This window comes from Campylobacter concisus (assembly GCF_902460715.1).
Taxonomy (GTDB): Bacteria; Campylobacterota; Campylobacteria; order Campylobacterales; family Campylobacteraceae; genus Campylobacter_A; species Campylobacter_A concisus_AK.
The window spans coordinates 566,923-589,115 of record NZ_CABPUX010000001.1; the positions used below are offsets into that span (position 1 = coordinate 566,923).

At 39.2% G+C, this 22,193-nt stretch carries 25 protein-coding genes; 12 read left to right on the forward strand and 13 right to left on the reverse strand.

Features of this window, described 5'->3' with window-relative positions; all coding sequences use genetic code 11:
* Positions 1-57 precede the first annotated feature (57 nt).
* Together F3G91_RS02835 and F3G91_RS02840 are read right to left on the reverse strand one after the other, a co-directional pair.
* Complete coding sequence (locus F3G91_RS02835) at positions 58-1,149, reverse strand: PepSY-associated TM helix domain-containing protein (protein ID WP_149700621.1); 1,092 nt, start codon at positions 1,147-1,149, stop codon at positions 58-60.
* Between the two features lies 1 nt (position 1,150).
* Positions 1,151-3,103 (reverse strand): TonB-dependent receptor domain-containing protein, encoded by a 1,953-nt coding sequence (locus tag F3G91_RS02840; protein WP_149700622.1) that lies wholly within the window; start codon positions 3,101-3,103, stop codon positions 1,151-1,153.
* 107 nt (positions 3,104-3,210) lie between these two features.
* On the opposite strand from F3G91_RS02840, the gene F3G91_RS02845 reads away from it, so the two are divergent.
* From F3G91_RS02845 to F3G91_RS02875, 6 genes are all read left to right on the forward strand, one after another.
* A complete protein-coding gene (locus tag F3G91_RS02845) occupies positions 3,211-4,095 on the forward strand; it encodes a helix-turn-helix domain-containing protein (RefSeq protein ID WP_149700623.1) in 885 nt (294 codons plus the stop codon).
* Between the two features lie 55 nt (positions 4,096-4,150).
* Positions 4,151-5,197 carry a radical SAM family heme chaperone HemW gene (hemW, locus tag F3G91_RS02850; protein ID WP_149700624.1) on the forward strand — a complete coding sequence of 349 codons (1,047 nt, stop codon included), beginning with the start codon at positions 4,151-4,153 and terminating at the stop codon, positions 5,195-5,197.
* A 67-nt stretch (positions 5,198-5,264) separates the two neighbouring features.
* Positions 5,265-5,663, forward strand: a complete 399-nt coding sequence (tatB, locus tag F3G91_RS02860; RefSeq protein ID WP_012140063.1) for a Sec-independent protein translocase protein TatB — start codon at positions 5,265-5,267, stop codon at positions 5,661-5,663.
* Complete coding sequence (gene tatC, locus F3G91_RS02865) at positions 5,663-6,418, forward strand: twin-arginine translocase subunit TatC (protein ID WP_103570348.1); 756 nt, start codon at positions 5,663-5,665, stop codon at positions 6,416-6,418. Before tatB ends, tatC begins: the two co-directional genes overlap by 1 nt.
* Positions 6,411-7,433 (forward strand): tRNA preQ1(34) S-adenosylmethionine ribosyltransferase-isomerase QueA, encoded by a 1,023-nt coding sequence (gene queA / locus F3G91_RS02870; protein WP_103612050.1) that lies wholly within the window; start codon positions 6,411-6,413, stop codon positions 7,431-7,433. The genes tatC and queA overlap by 8 nt, the downstream gene beginning before the upstream one ends.
* Positions 7,430-8,224, forward strand: a complete 795-nt coding sequence (locus F3G91_RS02875; protein WP_149700625.1) for a hypothetical protein — start codon at positions 7,430-7,432, stop codon at positions 8,222-8,224. Before queA ends, F3G91_RS02875 begins: the two co-directional genes overlap by 4 nt.
* Here the strand turns inward: F3G91_RS02875 and ruvX are convergent.
* Genes ruvX through ilvC form a run of 4 tightly spaced genes read right to left on the reverse strand, consistent with a single transcriptional unit; the run spans position 8,219 to position 11,828 of the window.
* Entirely contained in the window at positions 8,219-8,602 is a 384-nt protein-coding gene (gene ruvX / locus F3G91_RS02880) for a Holliday junction resolvase RuvX (RefSeq protein WP_149700626.1), read from the reverse strand. The two genes, F3G91_RS02875 and ruvX, sit on opposite strands and share 6 nt — an antisense overlap.
* A complete protein-coding gene (dprA, locus tag F3G91_RS02885; RefSeq protein ID WP_149700627.1) occupies positions 8,599-9,369 on the reverse strand; it encodes a DNA-processing protein DprA in 771 nt (256 codons plus the stop codon). The genes ruvX and dprA overlap by 4 nt, the downstream gene beginning before the upstream one ends.
* Positions 9,366-10,802: a divergent polysaccharide deacetylase family protein gene (locus F3G91_RS02890; RefSeq protein WP_149700628.1), complete on the reverse strand. Its 1,437-nt coding sequence runs from the start codon at positions 10,800-10,802 to the stop codon at positions 9,366-9,368. Before F3G91_RS02890 ends, dprA begins: the two co-directional genes overlap by 4 nt.
* A 3-nt stretch (positions 10,803-10,805) precedes the next feature.
* Positions 10,806-11,828: a ketol-acid reductoisomerase gene (gene ilvC, locus F3G91_RS02895; protein ID WP_149700629.1), complete on the reverse strand. Its 1,023-nt coding sequence runs from the start codon at positions 11,826-11,828 to the stop codon at positions 10,806-10,808.
* A gap of 147 nt (positions 11,829-11,975) precedes the next feature.
* On the opposite strand from ilvC, the gene F3G91_RS02900 reads away from it, so the two are divergent.
* The 6 genes from F3G91_RS02900 to rpsR all read left to right on the forward strand — a co-directional run bounded on the left by F3G91_RS02900 (position 11,976) and on the right by rpsR (position 17,016).
* The gene (locus F3G91_RS02900) at positions 11,976-12,794 is read left to right on the forward strand and encodes an HDOD domain-containing protein (protein ID WP_012140069.1); all 819 of its coding nucleotides are present in this window, start codon (positions 11,976-11,978) and stop codon (positions 12,792-12,794) included.
* Entirely contained in the window at positions 12,791-14,710 is a 1,920-nt protein-coding gene (locus F3G91_RS02905; RefSeq protein WP_149700630.1) for an RNB domain-containing ribonuclease, read from the forward strand. The genes F3G91_RS02900 and F3G91_RS02905 overlap by 4 nt, the downstream gene beginning before the upstream one ends.
* Positions 14,703-15,701 (forward strand): DNA polymerase III subunit delta, encoded by a 999-nt coding sequence (holA, locus tag F3G91_RS02910; protein ID WP_149700631.1) that lies wholly within the window; start codon positions 14,703-14,705, stop codon positions 15,699-15,701. The genes F3G91_RS02905 and holA overlap by 8 nt, the downstream gene beginning before the upstream one ends.
* 77 nt (positions 15,702-15,778) lie before the next feature.
* Positions 15,779-16,198, forward strand: a complete 420-nt coding sequence (rpsF, locus tag F3G91_RS02915; protein WP_004317779.1) for a 30S ribosomal protein S6 — start codon at positions 15,779-15,781, stop codon at positions 16,196-16,198.
* Between the two features lie 13 nt (positions 16,199-16,211).
* Positions 16,212-16,739 (forward strand): single-stranded DNA-binding protein, encoded by a 528-nt coding sequence (locus tag F3G91_RS02920; protein ID WP_021087759.1) that lies wholly within the window; start codon positions 16,212-16,214, stop codon positions 16,737-16,739.
* Between the two features lie 16 nt (positions 16,740-16,755).
* Positions 16,756-17,016, forward strand: coding sequence for a 30S ribosomal protein S18 (gene rpsR / locus F3G91_RS02925; RefSeq protein ID WP_087582546.1), 261 nt, complete (start codon positions 16,756-16,758; stop codon positions 17,014-17,016).
* Positions 17,017-17,238: 222 nt separating this feature from the next.
* Here rpsR and mrdA read toward each other — a convergent pair whose 3' ends face one another.
* Genes mrdA through hisB form a run of 7 tightly spaced genes read right to left on the reverse strand, consistent with a single transcriptional unit; the run spans position 17,239 to position 22,187 of the window.
* Complete coding sequence (gene mrdA / locus F3G91_RS02930) at positions 17,239-19,062, reverse strand: penicillin-binding protein 2 (protein WP_149700632.1); 1,824 nt, start codon at positions 19,060-19,062, stop codon at positions 17,239-17,241.
* Positions 19,059-19,550: a hypothetical protein gene (locus F3G91_RS02935; protein ID WP_149700633.1), complete on the reverse strand. Its 492-nt coding sequence runs from the start codon at positions 19,548-19,550 to the stop codon at positions 19,059-19,061. Before F3G91_RS02935 ends, mrdA begins: the two co-directional genes overlap by 4 nt.
* A 1-nt stretch (position 19,551) precedes the next feature.
* On the reverse strand, positions 19,552-20,163 hold the full coding sequence (gene yihA, locus F3G91_RS02940) for a ribosome biogenesis GTP-binding protein YihA/YsxC (RefSeq protein ID WP_149700634.1): 612 nt from the start codon (positions 20,161-20,163) through the stop codon (positions 19,552-19,554).
* The gene (lptA, locus tag F3G91_RS02945; protein ID WP_149700635.1) at positions 20,160-20,636 is read right to left on the reverse strand and encodes a lipopolysaccharide transport periplasmic protein LptA; all 477 of its coding nucleotides are present in this window, start codon (positions 20,634-20,636) and stop codon (positions 20,160-20,162) included. Before lptA ends, yihA begins: the two co-directional genes overlap by 4 nt.
* Complete coding sequence (lptC, locus tag F3G91_RS02950; protein ID WP_149700636.1) at positions 20,609-21,136, reverse strand: LPS export ABC transporter periplasmic protein LptC; 528 nt, start codon at positions 21,134-21,136, stop codon at positions 20,609-20,611. Before lptC ends, lptA begins: the two co-directional genes overlap by 28 nt.
* Entirely contained in the window at positions 21,127-21,615 is a 489-nt protein-coding gene (locus F3G91_RS02955; protein ID WP_004317467.1) for a KdsC family phosphatase, read from the reverse strand. The genes lptC and F3G91_RS02955 overlap by 10 nt, the downstream gene beginning before the upstream one ends.
* Positions 21,612-22,187 carry an imidazoleglycerol-phosphate dehydratase HisB gene (hisB, locus tag F3G91_RS02960; RefSeq protein ID WP_035142394.1) on the reverse strand — a complete coding sequence of 192 codons (576 nt, stop codon included), beginning with the start codon at positions 22,185-22,187 and terminating at the stop codon, positions 21,612-21,614. The genes F3G91_RS02955 and hisB overlap by 4 nt, the downstream gene beginning before the upstream one ends.
* Between the last annotated feature and the right edge of the window lie 6 nt (positions 22,188-22,193).

The window sequence follows — 22,193 nt, forward strand, 5'->3', positions numbered from 1 at the left end:
AAAAAAATTTTATTTGAGATGATAACGAAAAAGAGTTAAGAGATAGATAAATAAGAGTTAGTTTTTACGCCGTTTGTAATAAATCACACCTCCACTAAAAAGTAGCAAAACCACACTGCACGATGCTAGGCAAAATATAAATTTACCAAGCTCACCAAAGATATATCCAGCGTGCAAATCGAGCATAAATTTATAAATTTCAAATGACTTTGGCATGGCATTTTTTGAAATTTGCTCGCTTTTAGTATCTACTAAAAGCCTAACGCCATCTCTCTCACTAGCCCCCTTTGGCAGGTAAAAGAGCATAAATTTGACGCCGCCGCTATTTGCTATAAAATTTAAAGCCTCAAACTCATCTCCAAATTTAGAGATGAAAATTTCATAAGCTTTTTTAAGGTTTGCCACCTTTTGCTCGTCGCTTAAGCTAAAGCCATTTTTGTTTGTAAAATTTGGCTTTTTAAAGACCTTTTCTTCGCCACAAATTTGATTTATAACCTTAGCAAAGCTCTCATAAGAAAAGTAAAGCCCACTAATGCAAATCACGCTTAAAACAGCACCAAGATAGATACCCAAAAAGCCGTGTAGCGAATACAAAAATGCAAATTTTCTTGCCTTTAAATTTAGCTTAAAAGCATCCCCTACTCTGCTTCTAAACCTCCAAAAATATATCACCGCCCCGCTTATCAAGATAAAAAGCAACGCAATCGTAGAGAGCGCTACTAGTTCGCTTGCAAATTTGGTCAAATTTTCATTTTTAAAAAGCGAAAGGGCTAAGTTTTTATGCAAATTTAAAACCAGCCCGATAAATTTCTCCGCGCTATTTTTGCCAGAAATTTCTCCAGTATAAGGATTAACGAAAAACGACTCAAACTCGCCATTTTCGCTGGTTCCGCTTATGACGTAAGCCTTGTTTGCCTCTGATTTTATCTTTAGGTAGCTAAGATTAAAATTTGGCTCACTTTTGCTAAAAATTTTTAAAATTTCATCTATCTCTAAAGGCTTTTTGCCAGCCACGACCTCATCTTTGCTAAAGATATCGATTATCCCATCGTGATACGAGATGATCGCTCCACTAATGCTAAGCACAAGAAGCGGCAAGGCAAAGATAAAAGCCAAGATAAGATGAAATTTTTTCAAAATTTTTATCATTTTAAAACTTTAGATTAAAACCAAGCTCGATCTTTTGCCCGTCAGCTATCAAGATGTCGTATCTGCCTGATCTTGTCGTAAAGTACTCATTAAAGAGGTTATAAACGCTCAAATTTAGACTGAAATTTTTAGTTACGTTGTAGTTTATGCCAAGATCAGCGATCACGTAAGGTCTGATGTCATCAGCATAGCTAAATGAGTTTTTAGTCCTACCATAATAATTTATCTGAGACCAGAAATTTAGCCATCTGTTTAGCTCGTAGTTCGCTCCAAATTTAAATGTATGAAGCGGATAGTTGTTTAAACTTTTGCCTATCTCCGCTCCATCTTTTTGCTTTGATCTTGTATAAACATAGCTTTGATTTAGCCTAAGAGCGTTTGTGACTTGCCACTCATTTGTTAGTTCAACTCCGTAAATTTCTGCTTTGCCGATATTTACACTCTCCCAAATACCATTTGGATAAATTTTGCCTTTATGCACACAAACGCTGCCTCTTGAGCAGATAGGGCTATAGCTTAACATATCTTTAAAACTTGTGTAAAAGCCAGTTAGCGATGCTTCAAAGCCTTCATTATTATTATAAACGCCACCAAATTCATAGCTCACGCTTGTCTCTGGCTTAAGGCTGCTTCTACCAAGTTGTGCTCCACGTCCTCCAGCAAATGGCAATGCAAGATCTTGCGTGCGTTGTTTGATGTCAGGCGTCGCGTATCCTGTGCTAACTCCGCCTTTTAGTGCAAAAAAGTCATTGAAGCTATAGATGCCATAAATCCTTGGCGAAACGTGCGAGCCATAGTTCTCATCGTAGTTGTAACGAACCCCAGCGCTTAAGATGAAGTCTTTTGTAAGGTGATAATCATCCTCGCCGTAAAGCGAAATGTCATATCTTTTTACATTTGCAGCGTCTGCAGTGGTTGCCATTTCATCAAGCTTTTCTTTTTTGGCGTTTAGCCCTAAAGTAAAGGCGTTATTATCAGTAAAATATGAACCTTTTGTATCAAAATTTAGCGTTTTTAGCGTTAAATTTTGTTGTGCGATCTCTTTTATCTTGCCGTAAGAGAGGTAGCTTTGAAGCAAGATATCATCAAGCCTTGCTTCGTGGCTTAAATTTATCATATCGCCTTTTATGCGCTCAAGATCGACTGAGCTATTATTTGTGCCAGAGGCTAAAGTTTTGCCTTTGCTTCTTTTATACTTCACATCGCTTCTTGCAAGCTCAAGCGTGATGTCATTGTTTTCATTTGGCCTAAAAAAGAGCTTCGTACCAAAATTTCTATCCTTTTGCTCTCTATTTGCGTATGAGATTTTATCCTCTGACTTGTTTAAATTTTTACCATAAACAGAAACACTTAAAACATCGTCTATTAGCCCAGAGTGCAGATAGAGGCTGTTGTAAAACTCGCCGCTTATGTTTTTATTTCTTGCAAATTTATAGCTTGAGCCAAGATTTGCATGAAAGTCGTTGCTAAACTCGTCTGTTATGATGTTTATCACACCGCCCAGTGCGTCACTACCATAAAGCGAGCTCATAGGGCCGCGTATCACTTCGATACGGCTTATCGCACTTGCTGGTGGGATGAAGCTATATGAGCCTCCGACACTTCTTAACCCCTTGTAATCGTTATCTCCTGGTACTGGTATGCCATTTACTAAGATCTTTGTATATCTTTGCGAAAGCCCCCTTATGGAGATGCCTCGCCTATTTGCCGCACCAAGTGTCGCTCCAAAAAGGCTTGGCACGTCTTTGACCATACTCTCAACGTCCTTGTGATTTCTCTTTTCTAGCGCATCTTGAGTGATGACGCTAAGCGTTGCAGGGGCGTCTTTTATGTTTTGCTCAAAGCCAGTTGCGCTCACTACTTTGACCTCTGGCAAGAGCTTATCTTCATTTGCAAAAAGCGGTAAATTTATAAAAACTGCCGCACAAATAGAAATTTTTAATGCACTTTTCACAAAAAACTCCTTATTAAAATTTAAATCGCATTTTACTAAAATAAAATAATCGTTATCAATATCAGACATAACGCTAGAGGGATTAAATTTAACGCTCAAGGGATAAAATGATAAATTTAGATAAAAGATATGGCATAAGTAAAATCTCACAAAACAACAAGCGGATAAATGTAGAATTTTTCAAACAAAATAATGGTATCAGCTACCTAAAAAGCGAGATTTTATGCAATGAAATCATAAAAAGAGAGAGCCAGGGAGATAAAAAATATCTTTTTTTGATGTTTAATGAAGCAAAAGATAATCTTTGCTTTAAGCTTGATAAAAAAGAGTATCTTTTAAGCAAGGATGAGTTTTGCGTAGGGCTAGTAAATGATAGCTTAAAAGGCGTTTTTGAATATCAAAATAAATTTTATAAAACTAAAACCTTGCTTTTTGAAGAACACTACGCAAATAAGCTTGAAATTTTTAGTGAGCTAAAATTTGAAGAGAAATTTGATCTTATAAAATACAAAAAAGATAAGGCTCAAATTTGCGTTTTAAACGAGCTTGAGACGACAAATTTATATGATGGTATGATGAGAGAGATCTTTATAGAGTCAAAAATTTTGGAGCTTATCTATAAGAGTAAAGCTTTAAAAGATGAGAAAATTTGCTTTAGCAGTGACGAAGAAAAAGTGCTTTTAAAGGCTAAGAAAATTTTACTTACTCGCATGCAAAATCCCCCAAGCATTAAGGAGTTAGCCCATCTTTGCGGCACTAATGACTTTTGGCTTAAGAAAAATTTCAAACTCTTTTTCAAAGATACGATCTATCAGCTTTTAGCAAAAGAGCGGCTAAAGCTTGCATTTGCCCTTTTAAAACAAAATGATATCAGCATAAAAGAGGCTGCCAGCATCGTTGGCTACACAAATGCAGCGCATTTTGCAAAAATTTTTAAAGGCACTTTTGGCTTTTTACCAAGCGAGCTAATAAGGCAAAAAAGCTACTTTTAAACTGCGCTAAATGCCAAATTTCTTATAATCGCCAAAATTTAAAAAAGAGAGAAATTTGCAAGTTTATATCCACGTGCCATTTTGCGAAAGCAAGTGTCCTTACTGCGCCTTTGGCTCAAGCGATGATGAATTTAAGAAGGTTAGCGCCTATTTTAAAGCGCTTTGCCTTGATCTAAATTTTCAGCTAAAAAGCCAAAATGTAAAAGAAATTTCAACCATTTTTTTTGGTGGCGGCACACCAAGCGCGGTAAATGCCAAATTTTATGATGAAATTTTTAGCATTTTAGCTCCACTTTGCACGACTAAAACTGAGATCACCTTTGAAGCAAATCCAAATTCTGCAAATTTAGCTTGGCTAAAGCATATAAAAAATTTAGGTGCAAACCGCATCAGCTTTGGCGCGCAAAGCTTTTTTGAAGATAAGCTTAAATTTCTAGGACGCATCCACAGCAGTGAGCAAATTTTTAAAGCGGTTGAAAATGCCCATACAGCTGGCTTTAAGAGTATAAATTTAGACCTCATATATGACACTAAATTTGATACCAAAAAGCGCCTTTTGGCTGAGGTTGAAAGCTTAAAAAATCTTGCTATCACACATCTAAGCGCCTACTCGCTCACGCTTGAAGAAAACACCCCATTTGCTGGCAAAAAAAGCTATAAAAAGGATAGCGACACTTTGGCTAAATTTATGATAGAGCAGACCCAGCGAGCTGGCTTTAGGCAGTATGAAATTTCAAATTTCGGGCAAATTTGCAAGCACAATCTTGGCTACTGGCAAGGCAAAAACTACCTTGGCGTTGGGGCTTTTAGCGTGGGCTTTGTGGATGACACTAGATACTACGCCAAAAACAGCATAGATGCCTACATCACGCAGCCAACGCATAGAGAAAGAGAAATTTTAAACCAAAGCGAGCTAGCAAGAGAGCATATATTTTTAGGGTTTAGAAGCATCGTTGGCGTGGAGGCTGGGCGTTTAAATGAGGCTCAGAAAAAAAGAGCAAATTTACTTGTAGAAAATGAAAAACTACTCTTTAAAAATGGCAAATTTTACAACCCAAATTTCTTACTAAGCGACGAGATCGCACTCTTTATCGAGGGCTAAATTTATAAAAATTTGAGCAAAGTCAAGATAAAATACAAAGCTTAAATAAAATTTAACAGAGGCAAAAATGTTTGGAATGAGTTTTTCTGAGATCTTGGTCATCGCCGTGATCGCCGTGCTAGTTTTGGGCCCTGACAAGCTGCCAAGCGCTATGGTGCAGATCGCCAAATTTCTAAAGATGTTTAAAAAAGGCATAAATGACGCAAAATCAACATTTGATCAAGAGATGAAGATAGCCGAGCTAAAAGAGGACGCTCAAAAATATAAAGAGAGCATAACCCAAAGCGCTCAAAGCGTGCGTAAAAAACTCACTTTTGAAGAGCTTGACGAGATCAAAAAAAGCGCAAGCGACGTCACTGAGAGCATACAAAACGTCGTAAGCGACACGAAAAAAACGGTAGAAAATATACAAAATCCAACAAATTTAGTTAAAGATGCGATCTTAAACGATAAAAAAGAGGCGTGATGTTTGAAGAGCTAAGACCCCATTTGATCGAACTTAGAAAGAGGCTTTTTATAAGCATAGTAAGCGTTTTTGTCTGTTTTGGCATCTGCTTTACATTTTGGAATCCACTGCTTGCATGGATGAGCGAGCCGCTAAAGCAGGTCTTGCCAGCTGGCTCAAACATCATCTTTACACAGATCCAAGAGCCATTTTTCACTGCGATGAAGGTCGCCTTTTTTGCTGGTTTGGTGCTTGCTTTGCCCATCATTTTTTGGCAGTTTTGGCTATTTGTCGCACCTGGACTTTATGATAATGAAAAAAAATATGTGATCCCATTTGTCCTCTCTGCTTCATTTATGTTTGCGTGCGGGGCGGCGTTTTGCTACTATGTGGTCATCCCGCTTGGCTTTACATTTTTGGTAAATTTTGGCGGTCAGCTCTTTACGGCGCTGCCAAGCATAGGCGAGTACGTGGGCTTTTTTACAAAGCTACTAATCGGCTTTGGAATTTCATTTGAGCTGCCAGTCATTACATTTTTCTTAGCAAAGATAGGCCTAGTCGATGACAAGATGCTAAAAGACTACTTCAGATACGCAGTAGTCGTCATCTTTATCTTCGCAGCCATCGTCACACCGCCAGATGTTATAAGTCAAATTTTAATGGCACTGCCACTCATCGGACTTTATGGAATTTCTATCATCGTAGCCAAAAGAGCTGGCAAAAGCGACGATGATGAAGAAGATAGCGACACAAACAGCGACGCGGGCGATGAGTGATATAAACGATATCTCAAGCTACGACTACTTTTTGCCTAACGAGCTCATCGCAAAAGAGCCAGTTTTGCCCAAAGAAGAGGCAAGACTGCTTGTTTATCTTAAAAAGACAAAAGAGATAAAGCACTATAAATTTAAAGATCTAGCCAGTCTCATCCCAGAGGACGCGGCGGTCATTTTTAATAATACAAAGGTAGTTAAGGCCCGCATTTTAGGACACAAACAAAGCGGCGGAGCTTGCGAAGTGATGCTAAATCAACCGCTTAATGATAATAAATTTAGCGTCTATATAAGGGGCAAAGTAAGTGTCGGCAGCGTTTTAAATTTCGCTGATGATATAAAGGTAAATGTGCTTGAGCTAAATGATGATGGCTCAAGGGTGGTAAATTTCACCAAAGATGGCGTTATTTTAGATACGGCGCGACTTTTTAGCGAGCTAGAAAAGATCGGCCACGTCCCACTTCCGCCATATATAAAAAGAGCTGATACTAAGGACGACGAGAGCTGGTATCAAAGTATATTTGCCAAAAATAGCGGCGCAGTAGCAGCTCCGACAGCTAGTCTGCACTTTAGCGAGCAGATGCTAGAGCAGATAAAGGCAAAGCACGAGGTCGCCTACATAACGCTTCACGTGGGTGCTGGGACATTTAAGGGCGTGGAGTGCCAAAACATAAATGATCACAAAATGCACTCTGAGTTTTACGAACTAAGTGAAAAAGCTCAAGAGATCATAAACTCAGATAAGCCAATCCTTGGCGTTGGCACGACGGTTACTAGATGCGTTGAAGAATTTGCAAGGAGCAAGCAGCCAAGCGGCTTTTGCAAGCTATTTTTAAATTTAAATAATAGACCAATCAGACAAAACTACCTTTTAACAAATTTTCACCTGCCAAAATCAACACTGATCATGCTAGTTACTAGCTTTATAGGGCTTGAAGAGACGATGAGGATTTATGAAACGGCAGTTAGTGAAAAGTATAGATTTTACTCTTATGGCGATGGGATGCTTGTGATATGAAAAATGTCGATTTTGTCGCGCAAATGGAGCTTTTTTTAGAAGCACTTTTTAAGGACGCAACAGCTAGAAACAACGCCATCGTCTTTAACTACAACCCAAACTACCCACGCTATCTAAGCTTTGAAGCGCATAAGCTAATAGGCGCGATCAAAAATTTAAGCAAATTTTACCTAAATGACGTAAGCAACTCAAAACTGCTGATCTCCTTTACTCTAGTAAGCTACAGCCTAAGTTTAGTGCATTTTGACATACATATAAGATGCACTTCATGCCCGCAAAAGCCAAATGAGAGGCTAGTTAAAGAAGCTGGCGAGCTACTAAAAGAGCTAAATGCCAAGATGAGTAAAGCTGAAGATGGCTTTAGCATAAGCATAAGCGTGCCACTACCAAAAAGCGGGACATTTAAAAGGCAAAGCGTCGAGATAGCAAGCCTCTTAGGCAAAAATGCGATAATAGCTTGCGATGACGAAAATTTATTTTTAACGCTCAGTCATGAGCTAAGCTTTACAGGGCTGAAGCTCAGCAAGCAAAAGAGCTTTGAGAGTTTAAATTTACACATAAAAGATGCCATTTTTAAGCCAGACATCATCTTCGTGCAAAAGGAGTATCTAAGCGACAAAACAAGGCTTGATGAGATGCTAACTTATCAAAAGCTTAAGAATTTCTACATTGTCATCATCAGCAAGGATGAAGCCAAAAGCATCAAAAGCGAGAAGATGACTACACTTAGACAGCCATTTACTAGCGATAGTTTGCACGAGACTTTGGGGATAGTGGCTAGAAATTTATAAAATTTTTAGGTATCTCTTTAATATGATAGTGGCCGAGACGCTATCAAGCCTGCCATCACGCTTTGTATCGGTGTAAATTTCGCTTGCCTCGCTGCTGCTAAATGCCTCGTCTTGATAAACGATATTAGCCTGCACGTCAAGAAGCGAGACAAAATGTTCGATGCGCCTTCTCATCTCATCTTCGCTACTACCGCCGATTGGCACGCCCACTACAAGCGTGTTTGGAGCGTATTCATTTACTTTTTGGCTCACATCTCTTGCGGCTTGATTTCTGTTTTTTCTGAGAACTGGCTCAAGGGGCGTCACGACCTCGCCAAAGCCAAAAGCAAGCCCTATGCGCTTTAGTCCAACATCGATCGCCATAAATTTCTCTCTCATAGCGCGCTTTTTACTCTTAAATTTGAAATTTCAACTAGCCCATCAAGCTCGTATTCATAGATAATCTCGCCAAATTTAGACAATGCTTCATCAAGACTAACTCCGTTTTTGCAAAATTTCAAGATCTCGTCGCTTGTTTTTTCTTGCTCTTTTACCTCGCCAAAAAGTGAGGCAAATTTAACATAATCATCGATAAGCTCGGCCTTTTTGCTAGCTAGCAAGGCATTTGTCCCATTGCTCTCATTTATGCGTTGAGGTAGGACAAAAAGAGGGATTTTAAGCTCATTTGCAAGCCTTGCACTTTGCATAGAGCCGCTTCTTAGATCAGCCTGAGCAACAACCAGAGCTTGTGCAAGCCCCACAACTATGCGGTTTCGTTCTAAAAATCTATACGCAATCGGTGGCTCGCCATCGTCATACTCGCTTAGAGCCAAGCCTTTTTCATAAATTTCTTTTATCGACGCCCTATTTTGAGCTGGATAGATGATATCAAGTCCATTTGCAAAAACGCCGATAGTTCGCGGCATGGCAGCCTTGTGCGCCGTGATATCCACGCCGATAGCCCCGCCGCTTACCACGCAGACATTTGCGCTTTTTAGCGCTGCGCAAAGTGCTGTGACGCACTCTTTTGTATAGACACTTGCCTTTCTTGAGCCAACGACTGCGACTTTTGGCATGCTAAGAAGCGAGGTGTCACCTATGAAATTTAGCTCTTTTGGGGGATTTTTTAGCCTATTTAGCGCCTCTGGGATGATTTCAAGCTTCATAAAATATCTTTTAGATAAACAACTTCTACATCTTTTAAGATGTTGTTTTTGCTAGCTTTTATCACTGCAATCGTATTTTTCTTTGGATGTCCGATGGCGATCGCATAGCCCCTTTTTTTGGCTAAATTTACAGCAGCCACAAGCTCACGTCTGACAGCACTAGCCGATGGATCATCATCTAAAAATATATCTCGTGAAATGTAAGGCTGATTATACTTTTTCGCAGCCCTTGCCACCGCAGTTTGAGCGATAGTTTTGCTATCAACGAAGATAAAACCCTGCTCTATCAGTGCTCTATAAGCCTTGTCCATCGCGTCATAATCACTCGTGAAACGCGATCCTGTGTGATTGTTTGTATATTTTGCACGCGGGAAGTCTTTGCGTATCTTTTTTATCTTTTCATGCATACTCTCAAAGCTCTCATTTATCGTTAGAGTGCCTATCTCTGGGCTATCAAAGTGCTTTGCCTGCATCGGTAGATGTATCATATAAAACTCAAACGACCTAGCGATATTTGGTGTATCTGGGTGAGTTTTTGTCGCTGGAAAAATAGACGGCGTTATCTTTAGACCGATTGACTTTACCATGCTAGCATGCTCAAATGTCGCCACATCATCGATTATTAACACTAGCTTAGCACGCCCTTTTACGCTGCTATTTGAGGTAAATGGCACAACAACGAAGTCATCTTTTTTCGCACTCTCTTTTTGCGGTTTTTCGCTGTAAATTTGCTTCTTATCTTTTTTGCTAGGCTCAACCTCACTTTTTTTAGCCGGTTCTGGTTTTAAAATTTCACTATGCTTTAAATTTTCTTTTACGCTTAAATTTGCTTCAGCGCTTTTGTTTTGCTCTGTTTTTGTCTCTGTCTTGCCTGCGTAAAATGGCTCGATTACTTGCTCGACCTTTGACTCAGGTTTTTCTTCACTCTTTGCTTCAGAGCTCGCATCTGCGCTACTTTGCATATTTTTATATAAATTTGCAAGCAAATTTTTCGTATCGTTTTGCTCTTTTTTTGGCTCTTCTTTTTTAGTTTCTACTTTTACTTCAGGTTTTATCTCAGGAGTTATCTTTTTTTGCTCTTTTGGCTCAGTTTTTGGCTTTAGAGCAAGTTCGCTTTTGTGTTTAGGATCGGTAAAAATTTTACTTAAATTTTCATCTTCATCAAATTTTAGAGGGTATTTTCTCTTCTCATACTCTTGTTTTTTATCTTTGCTAGCAACTTTTTGCTCTGTTTTTTTTGAAATTTGCTTCTCGCTCTTTGGCTCATTTACTTTACTTATCTGCTCAACATCTTTGTTTTTGATGCTAAGAGCTGCGATGAGTGCCACTATCAAAATAGCAGCGATAACACCGATACCAAGTAAAATTTTATTATGAGAGCGACCTGCACTCTTTTTCGCAGGACGCTTCTTTGTAGTCTTTTTTTCGCTCAAGGCTTAGTTTTTGCTTTGATCTATAAGTTTGCCGTTAGTTATCCAAGGCATCATTGCGCGAAGTTTTTTGCCAGTTTTATTTAGCAAGCTTCTCTCAGCTATACCGCGCTCAGCGTTCATTCTAACATATCCTGCTTTTCTCTCTAGGATGAAGTCTTTTGCAAATTTGCCATTTTGAATTTCTCTTAAAACTTCTTTCATAGCTTTTCTGCTCTCTTCGCCAACTACTCTTACGCCGCTTACGTAGTCGCCGTATTCAGCTGTGTTTGAGATAGAGTAGCGCATATCAGCCATGCCACCTTGATACATTAGATCAACGATTAGTTTTAGCTCATGCAAACACTCAAAATACGCCATCTCAGGCTCATATCCAGCCTCTACAAGTGTATCAAATCCAGCATTTACAAGCGCGCAAAGACCACCGCAAAGCACAGCTTGCTCGCCAAATAAATCTGTTTCAGTTTCATCTTTAAATGTTGTCTCAATGATGCCAGTTCTACCGCCACCTATGCCGCAAGCATAGCTTAGAGCGATCTCTTTAGCCTTTCCACTTGCGTTTTGCTCAACAGCGATAAGATCAGGTATGCCGCCACCCCTTAAAAATTCACTTCTAACTGTGTGTCCTGGAGCTTTTGGAGCGATCATGATGACGTCTATGTTTGCTGGAGCTTTGATCTGTCCAAAATGAACGTTAAAACCATGTCCAAACGCGATAGCAGCATGATCTTTTAAATTTGGCTCGATCTCATTTTTATAAATTTCAGCTTGAAGTTCGTCTGGTGTTAGGATCATAACTACATCAGCGCTTTTTGTAGCTTCGCTAACAGTTTTTACCTCAAAGCCCTTTGCCTCAGCTTTTGCCCAGCTTTTACCGCCTTTTGCAAGACCGATTACGACGCTTACACCATTATCTCTTAAATTTTCAGCGTGTGCGTGACCTTGTGAGCCAAAGCCAATGATCGCTACTTTTTTACTTTGAATAAGGCTTAAATCGCAGTCTTTATCATAATAAACATTTATAGCCATTGTTTCTCCTATTGTTAAAATTTGGCGAAATTATACATTTTAGCAACAAAAACGTTGCTGAAAAAGAGCAAAAAAGTATCTTTAAGTTTTATGCTGCAGCTTTTTGCTATAATGTGAAAAAATTTTTAACCAAAAGAGTCACTTTACATGAATGAATCAATTTTTAAAAAAATCAAAGCGCTTCCGCCACTAGACGACACTGTCATACAGATCCAGCGCCTACATGCTGACGAAAATAGCTCGATAAATGACCTCACAAAAGTGGTCGAGAAAGACCCTATGCTAACAGCAAATATCTTGCGTTCAGCAAACTCACCACTTTACGGTTTTTCTCAAGAGATCACAACTATCGCAAGAGCCATTTCACTTTTTGGCATGGCTACTATCCGCGGTTTTGCGCTATCAAGTGCCATTAAAAAGACCTTTTCTATAAATTTAGAGCCGTATGACATTACCGCACAAGATTTTTTAAATATCTCAATCATGCAAAATGCTTTGATGTATCACTGGTACTCTAAGATAAAACCTAAAAATCTAGAAATTCTCTCTCCTGCTTCATTTATGCTTGAAGTTGGCAAGATCGTTTTAGCTCATGAACTCACAGAAAACAACCAAGTTGCTGAGTTTAAAACAAAGTTAAAACAAATTTCATCTACCTATGATCTTGCGCTTTTAGAGTCTGAAATTTTAGACATCACAAACGAAGAGGTCACGGCTAAAATTTTTGAGCAGTGGAATTTAGAGATAGAGCTTGGAAATTCTATCCTCTACTCAAACACTCCAGAAGAGGCACCTGACCATATAAAAGAGTACGCAAGGGCACTAAAAGTGGTAAAAACAGCGGTTAATATCTTTAACCAGCTTGACGATGTGAGCGTAAATAACGCAACACTTCTTATAAACGAATATGGCTTTGAGAGAGATACATTTTTAATGGCTGTTAGCAAAGTCAAAGACAATTTGTGAAAGAATTTTTAACATCACTTCTCGTTGGCATCAAAGAAAAAGAGATATCAAACGAAGATAAAGAGGTCTTGCGTAATCTCCTAAATCTTGGTGCCGTAAGCTCTCATAAAGATAAATTTTACCTAAACAACGGCTATGTCTGCGGCAAGCTAGACATCAGCCAAAATGCAACTGGCTTTATCATGCCATTTGACAAGCGCTTCAAGCAAGATATCATCGTCGAAAATAAAAATTTAAACAACTCTCACCTTGGCGATATCGTGCTAGCAAAGCTTTTGCCGCTTAAGAAAAAACGCCAAAGCGCTAAGATAGTGATGAGCCTAAAGCTTGCAAATGAGACAAGCGTGGTCTATACAAAACGCTTTGGGGCGGCCATTTTAGGGGTAAATTTAAAAACAGGGTTAAGCACAACCCTAAAGGCAACACAAAAAAGCCTAAAGATGCTCCCGCTTGGGACGCTACTAAAGATAAACAACCTAAACAACGAAATAGTCGATGTTTTAGGAAATTTAGAAGATCCGCTAAGCGATGAGAAAATTTCGCTTGCTATTTATAATAAAAACGATAAATTTAGCGAGGCTTGCGAGCTTGAAGCAAAGGCATTTGGCGATGAAGTCGATGCTAGCATGTATCCAAACAGAGTTGATCTAAGAAATTTAGAGTTTTGCACGATCGATCCAGTCGATGCCAAAGACTTCGACGATGCCATATATTTTGATGAGAAAAAGCGCGAAATTTACGTAGCAATCGCCGATGTAAGCGAGTATGTGACCGCGTATAGCGCCATTGATAGCGAGGCTAAAAAAAGAGGCTTTTCTATCTACTTTCCGCACATTTCAGTGCCGATGTTACCAAGAGCACTTAGTGAAAATATCTGCTCGCTAAAACCAGACGTGCCACGCCTTGCATTTTGTTTTAAAATTTCACTCGATGCAAACAACGAGGTAAAAAAAGAGGAGCTTTTTGAGGCGATCATCCTTTCAAAAAGGCGCTTTAACTACGATGAGATCGATGAAATTTTAGAAGGCAAAAGAGAGTGTGAAATTTCATGGATCAAGCCACTTTTTAAACTCACCACGAAGCTTCGCAAAAAAAGGCTTTTGCACGCATTTGACTTTAGGACAAAAGAGCTTAGAATGAGCCTTGATGACGAGGGTCAAATTTCGCAAACTAGGTTTGAAAGTGACTCCGACTCACACAGACTAGTCGAGGACTGCATGCTTTTAGCAAATAAAGCCGCCGCAAAGCTCATCACAAAAGGCGTTTTTAGAAACCACGCTTCGCCTGATTTTAAAAAGATAGATACCTTGCTTGAGGACTTGCAGCTTTTGGGGCTTGACTTTGCCTACGAGAGCGACCTTGCAAATTTAATAAGAAAGATCCAAACAAAGGCCGATGAAATGGGCAACCGCGAAGAGATAGATAAGCTCATCATCAAGTCTCAAAAAAAGGCTGAATACTCAAGTGAAAATTTAGGCCACTTTGGGCTTGGATTTGATAGATACACGCACTTTACAAGCCCTATTAGACGCTATTCTGACCTTATTTTACACAGACTCTTAAAGGCTAAAATTTCAAAAGATGAGAAGCTTTACAACTTCTTGCTTTTAAACATCCAAAGCACCTGCGCAACCTTAAGCGAGCTTGAAAGAGAGGCCGACAAGGTAGCCTATGACTTTATGGATAGGAAATTTGCACGCTGGGCAGCTGCAAACATCGGCAAAGAGGTGCGCTGCTACGTGAGCGAAAACCAAAATGTTTTGGTCGCTAAGCTTGATGATTACTTTGTTGGAGCTAGGATTTTCATCACTGGATACAGCGCAAATTTACTTCAAAAGCTTGTCGTAAAGATCACAGAGGCCGACATCGCGAGCGCTAAAATTTTTGCAAAAGTAGTAAGAAAGATCGATGTATAGAAAAGATTTAGAGCTAAATTTAGCAAATGCAAATTTAAGCAACTACTTCTTGCTTTTTGGGGCGGATGAGTTTCAGATAGAGCTTTTTGGCAAGGAAATTTTGAGCTTTTACTCAAGCGAAGATGCAAATTTATTAAGCCTTTATTTTGACGAGTACAACTACGCTCAAGCAAGCTCTCACCTAAGCGAGCAGTCGCTTTTTGGCGGCAAAAATATCCTCTATGTAAAAAGCGACAAAAAGATCCCGGCAAAAGAGCTAAAAGAGCTCATCTCGCTTTGCTCAAAAAGCCATGACAACTACTTTTTGTTCGAGCTTTATGAGGCTGATATGAAGCTAGTTTTTGATACGCAAAAGACATTTGGGACAAATTTTGCTAGATTTTTTAAGCCCTCAAACCCAGATGAAGCGATAAATTTACTAGCCAAAAGCTCAGCTAAAATAGGTCTAAATATAACCAAAAATGCACTTTATGAGCTTTATTTTACACATAATGAAAATTTATACCTTGCAGCAAGCGAGCTTACAAAACTAAAGAGCCTAAACATCCACATCGAACAAGACGATGTAAAAAGGCTAGTTTTTGGACTTGGTGGGATAAATTTTGACGATTTTTTCAATAAATTTATGGCTCTAAAAGATATAAAAAACGACTTTTTTACCTACTTAGAAGATCCAAATTTTAATGAAATTTTACTTTTAAACTCACTTTACAAAGCTTTTTTTAGGCTATTTAAAATTTACTCTTACATCAAGATAAATGGCCGCTTAAATTTAGACAAAGCGATCGGCTATCAGCCACCTGTAAATGTGGCAAATTTACTAAAAGCAAATAGCTTAAAGCTAAGCTTAAATGCCTATTTAGAGATATTTAAAACGCTAAATTTAGCCGAGCTAGAGCTAAAAACAAATACAAAAATGGATAAAGAAATTTTCGTTTTATCAACCATTTTAAATCTGCAACACCTCATATCAACAGCAAATATTAAGTAAATTTAAGCTAAAATCCACCCTTGCTTAATGCAAAATCCTTGCTCACAAAGTGAGCTAAATATCCATAAGGAGAAAAAATGAAACATTACGAGCTTTTATTCATTCTTAAGCCGACATTGACGGAAGAGGAAGTTAAAGCTAAGGTTGATTTCGTAAAAGAAGTCATAACAAAAAACGGCGGCGAGATCGCTACTGTCGTTGAGATGGGCACTAGAAAGCTAGCTTATACCATCAAAAAATATGAGCGTGGAACATATTTTGTTATCTACTACAAAGCTCCACCAGCACTTCTTGCAGAGCTTACAAGAAACGTAAGGATTACAGAAGATATCATAAGATTTTTAAGCGTTAAATATGAAAACAAACGCGAAATCGCAGCTTGGGAAAGACTTTGCAAAGGTATCAAGCAAACTATAAAAAAAGAACCTCGCGAGCCAAGAGCACCACGCGAGCCAAGAGCTGAAAAAGTAGACGAGCAAACATTTACAGAAGAATAATCAAGGATAAAAAATGTTCAATAAAGTAGTATTAGTTGGAAATTTAACCAGAGATATAGAGCTTAGATATACTACTAGCGGCGTTGCCATAGGAAATTCTAGTATAGCTGTGACACGCAAAATCACCTCAAATGGGGAAAGAAGAGATGAGACTTGCTTTATTGATATATCATTTTTTGGCAAGAGTGCAGAGATAGCAAACCAATATCTCAACAAGGGATCGAAGCTGCTTATCGAAGGAAGACTCAAATTTGATCAGTGGACCGACAATAACGGACAAAATCGTTCAAAACACTCTATCGCCGTTGAAAGCATGGAGATGCTTGGCTCAAATAACCAAACGCAACAAGGCGGATACTCTATGAATAGCCAAAATAGCGGTGGCTACGGACAGCAAGGCGGATATCAAAATAACCAATATAACCGCCAACAAGAAGCTAGACCACAAGCTGCGCCGCAAAGAAAGCAAGAGAGTTATTCAGAAGTTCCTGATATAGACGTTGATGCTGATAGTTTCAACAATGAAGAAATACCGTTTTAATTTTAAAGGATAAAAAATGGCAGAAAAAAGAAAATATTCACGCAAATATTGCAAATTTACAGAAGCAAAAATTGATTTTATAGACTACAAAGACACTTCACTTTTGAAGTATTGCTTGTCAGAGAGATTTAAAATCATGCCAAGACGCCTAACTGGCACATCAAAAAGATACCAAGAGATGGTAGAAAAAGCGATCAAGAGAGCTCGCCACGCAGCTATCATACCTTACATAGTTGATCGCAAAGACGTAGCTTCAAATCCTTTTGAAGGTCTATAATCCATAAATTTTAGCCCTTTCTTGGGCTAAAATTTCAAAAACTATTTTTAATCACTTCATTACAAATTTAAATATTTATTTTAATTAATATCAAAATTAAGAATACATGTCACCCATAAGGTAGCTAATCATTAATTATATTTTTTATATTTCAAGAACTATTTTACGTTTTGCAATCAAACAAATAACGCAGATAAATTTAGTAATTTTTGGAGATAGAATTTATTGTTTTTTATCTTTCTCAGTCTGGACTTTATCTAGCTTTATATATCCCATTTCAACTAGTTTGTTATAAATTTGAGAGATCTTTGGTCCAGCAGCGCTACCACCGTGACCGCCGTGTTCGACAACCATCGTGATGACGTATTGTGGATCCTCAAAAGGCGCATAGGTCGTCATCCACGCGTGAGATCTTTGCAGATACGCCATATCCTCCTCTTTCATACGTTTCTTTTCAGTTTGCGAGATGCCAACGACCTGAGCGGTTCCAGTCTTTGCCGCAACCTTTACAAGACTTCCCACAAAGTGCCTATTTGCCGTACCTCTTGGGTGATTTGCCACCTCATACATCGCATGCCTAATGGCGGGTAGCTGTGACTTCTCAAACGGTGTAAAAGCATCATCTGTTGGCGTAAAATCAACATCCTTGCCATCGATGCTCTTTAAAAAATGTGGCGTCACATTTAGCCCAGTTGCAAGGCCTGCTGTGTATTTAGCCACCTGCATAGGCGTGACTAGAAAATTTCCCTGTCCGATAGAGGTGATGAGCGTCTCGCCTTGAAACCACGCCTTGCCATACTTCCTCATCTTCCATTCCCTGCTTGGCAAGGTCCCCACAAACTCATTTGGCAAATCAACCTCCGTTTTTCTACCAAAGCCCATACGCTCAAGTATCGGCACAATGGCGTCTATGCCGATCTTTTGACTACCCTTGTAAAAATAGTCATCGCAACTCTCTCTAATGGCCGTGTTCATATTGACCGTGCCATGACCATGCGAGTTCCAGCAGCGAAATTTACGCCCTCCAAGCTCATACGAGCCACTGCAAAAAAAGCTATCATATTTGTTCATGCCATTGTCCAAAAAAGCAAGCGCCATACCCATTTTTATGACAGATCCTGGCGGATAGAGGCCGTTTATTAGCTTATTTGTAAATGGGTGATCGACGTTTTTTACAAGCTCTTCCCACTCAGCCTGAGAAATCCCAAGCACAAACGGATTTAGATCATACTCAGGAAAGCTTCCTGCTGCGATGATGGCGCCATCTTTTAGGCTCATAACTATGACGCTTCCTGCATCCTTACCAAAGACATCAGCGACGAACTGCTGCAGCTCAAGATCGACGGCGAGCTTTATGTTTTGACTTTGTGGCGCTTGATAGCTCACCTGCTCGATCTCCTCATTTAGCGCATTTACCTTGATCTTTTTAAAGCCTTGAATTCCTTGCAAGATAGGGTTATAAAAGCGCTCGACGCCACTTCTGCCAATATAGTTTGTAAGCTTTGTCAAGGGGTCATTTTCCATATCTTTTTGATTTGCCCTACCGACGTAGCCGATGATGTGAGAAGCTAGGTCGTTGTATGGATAGTGGCGTTTTGATGCGGGTCTTATCTCTAAATTTTCACGCAGAGAAAGGGGCGCAAAAAATGGCAGAAATTTATCATAATCAACAAATTCGACCACGTTTATAAAGTCTTGGTTGTAGGCTGAGTCGTTTTTGATATATTCATTTTTAAGCTTAGTGACGTTTAGATCACCAAATAGCGAGCCGATATAGGCTAACTCGTCGTCTAAAATTTTCACCTTTTTATTAGCGCTAAGGTGCGGCTTTACATAGATAGAAAAGCCAAGGCGATTGACCGCCATAGGCTTGTCGTGTGCATCAAAGATGATGCCTCTAACTGGCGGTATGTAGATAGTTTTTATCGCATTTTGCTCGGCGATCTCGTTGTAATAAGTATTTGAATTGACACTTAGGTGGTAAATCCGCCCCAAAAGCATGATCCAAAAAAGAGCGATCACGCCAAAAACGATACGCATCCTCATAGCACTTTATCCCTAAAAAGCACGATAGCAAGCACACTTTCAAGCGCTATGAAAAATAGATACTCTGTGCTAAAAGTCAAATTTGGCTCGTTTAAGACGTAGGCAAAAAGGTTATTTACAAGAAAAGTTAGCACATAGCCAGAGGCGACAAAGATGATGAGCAGGCAGTTTCGCCATTTCATCGTCGTATAGAGCCAGTCTAGCACGAAGTTGTAAAATAGCAAAAACGCAATGATCGTTGAGAAGAGATAAAAGCCATGAATTTGCTCGGCAAAGACCAAAAAAACGAGTGAAAAATACCACGAAGGCTTAAACTCATCATACTGCTTTTGCTTTCTTGAATACTCCAAAATCATATAGGTAAAAAAGATGCCAATAAGTGGCGGCAAGAAGCCAAACTGCGTAGTTGCGATCTCGTAAGAGAGCAAAAAAATGACCCACCAAAAGCCTTTAAAAATTTTAATATCTAAGCTGCTTATGGTTTGCATTTTACCTACCAAGAGCGTGGTTTATGATAGCTTCCCGTGCCTTGTCGATACCGCTTTTGCTGAGTGTCGAGACCAAAATGCCACTTGGGTCAAATTTCATTATCGCACTCTTTTGGCTTTGATTTAGCTTGTCGCTTTTTGTGTATAAATTTAAGATTTTCTGATCAGCTCTTAAAAAGCTTTTTAGGTATGAATCCACGTTTACGTCGATGTCTAAGTCAAAATGTCTAGCGTCGATTAGATGTATAAAAAGTCTGATGTCGCTTCTAAATTTCAAAAACTCATCTAAATTTTTGCGCCACTCGTCGTGTCTTGACTTTGCAACTTTTGCGTAGCCAAAGCCTGGTAGATCGACCAAGATGAGCTTAAATTTCTCTTTTTCACTCTCTTCTTTTTCCTCACAAAACTCAGCCTCAAAGAAATTTATAAGCTGCGTTTTGCCCGGCGTAGACGAGCTTTTGGCTAAATTTTTTTGATTTACAAGTGCGTTTATGAGGCTACTTTTACCCACATTTGACCTACCCAAAAAGACCACCTCGCTTGTCACAAAGCTTGGAGCCTCCTTTATGCTTGGGCTTGATGTGATAAATTTAGCGCTCAAGGCTCTTATCACTTGGTTTTATCCTCGATCTGAAAGATAAATTTAACCGGTTTCTTCTCGTCGCTATTTACGCTATATGTGCCATCTTTTTGATTGACCACGATCTTTTCGCCATAGACATTTTTATCAGTCTCCACTTCGTGCAAATAGCCATTGCCAGTTACTGTGTATATCTGCTTTGCTGGCTCGTATGTGAGCGTATCGCCCTTGCCGTCATAGTGCTTATCTTTCATGAAAATTTTAGCTCTGGCGTTGCCTGTGGCTACATATTTTACTGGCTGGCGCTTTTTATCAAAATGCACAACGACTTTGTTTGCCTTTAGCTCATCGTATGAGCCTTTTTTGATATTTACATTGCCTACAAATTCACTGATCTGCTTGTTTTCGTCAGCAAAAAAATCGTTTGATGTGATCTCAACCTGCTCTGCATTTAAAAATGTAAAGCCCAAAATCATTGCTAAAATCGCTGCTTTTCTTCTACCCATGCCCTTAACCCTTTTATCTGCGTTTGTTTTTTATTTAGATCGTAGCTTCCGCTCTCGCCTAGTGCCCTATCGCCGTTTCTAGTGACTGTGAAATTTGCCTCTGATCTTACTATTTTTGTCTTTGTGTTATATATAACTTCATCGCTTTTAAATTTCAAACTATCGTTGTTTTCATAGTTTGCATTTTTTTGAAAGATTATCTCATCGTTTTGCGAGATAGCCTTGTCTGAGCTTAGAAAATGTCTTAAATTTCCCCTTAAAATTCTCGCTTTAAAGTCTAAAAATTCATCCCTATCGCTATATCTGTTTAGCTCGTCACTCTCATAAACTCCGCTTATCTTGGTCGAGTTTATCTCATAATCAACCACGTCATTTACCTGCATATTTGATATCTTGGTATCAACCTTTAGCACGTTTGCTAGGTATGGGTCTTGAGCCGCTAAAAATATCATCACAGCACTAAAAATGGCCACGACGAAGTAGAAAATTTTTACAACCAACGCTTAGACCACTCATCATATAAATTTTCTGATTTTATGATCATCTCGATCATCTCTCTAACAGCGCCATTGCCACCTTTGTGCTTTAGCTTTGTCTTTACATCAAGCTCTTTAATGGCATCTTTTGGCTTAAAGCTCCATGCAACTGCGTCTAAAATTTTATAGTCGTTATAGTCATCACCGATAGCTGCTGCGTTTTTAAAGCTAAGCCCTTCAAATTTTAATATCTCGCTTGCTACTTCAAATTTATCGCCAACGCCTTGATAGACGTGATTTATCTTTAGATCCTCAGCCCTTCGCTCAACGATAGCCGACTTTCTGCCAGTGATGATAGCTACTTTCTTGCCAAGCTTTAGCCAGCTCTCTATCGCGTAGCCATCTTTTACATCAAAAAATTTAAGCTCTTCGCCGTTTGCATTGTAGATGATCTTGCCATCAGTGAGGCACCCATCAACGTCTAAAAATATAATTTCTATCATAAAACGCCCTTAGTGCTTGGAGTGCCGATCCTTGCGTTTTTAGCAAGCGCTCTGCGGAGTGCTACAGCAAATGATTTAAACGTTGCTTCGATGATGTGATGAGTGTTTTTGCCACGAATTTGATTTAGATGAAGAGTGATGGCTGAATTTATGGCAACTGCTCTAAAAAACTCCTCCACAAGCTCAGTGTCAAACTCGCCAACTTTGGCATTTTCATTAAAATTTTCATATACAAGGTAAGCCCTGTTACTAAGATCTAGCGCGCAAAAAACAGCCGCCTCATCCATAACAACACTAGCCTCGCCAAACCTCTCAACACCGCTTAATGGATATAAAGCCTCTCTTAAAAGCTGTCCTAAAACTATGCCTACATCCTCGACGCTGTGGTGAAAATCCACATGCGTGTCGCCCTTGCATGAAATTTCAAGATCGAGCAAAGAGTGCTTGGTAAAAGCTTCAAGCATATGGTCAAAAAAGCCAATGCCTGTGCTTATCTTTGCAACCCCAGAGCCGTAAATTTTGAGCTTCATTGAGATTTGCGTCTCTTTTGTATTTCTAGTTAGTTCTAAAATTTCCTC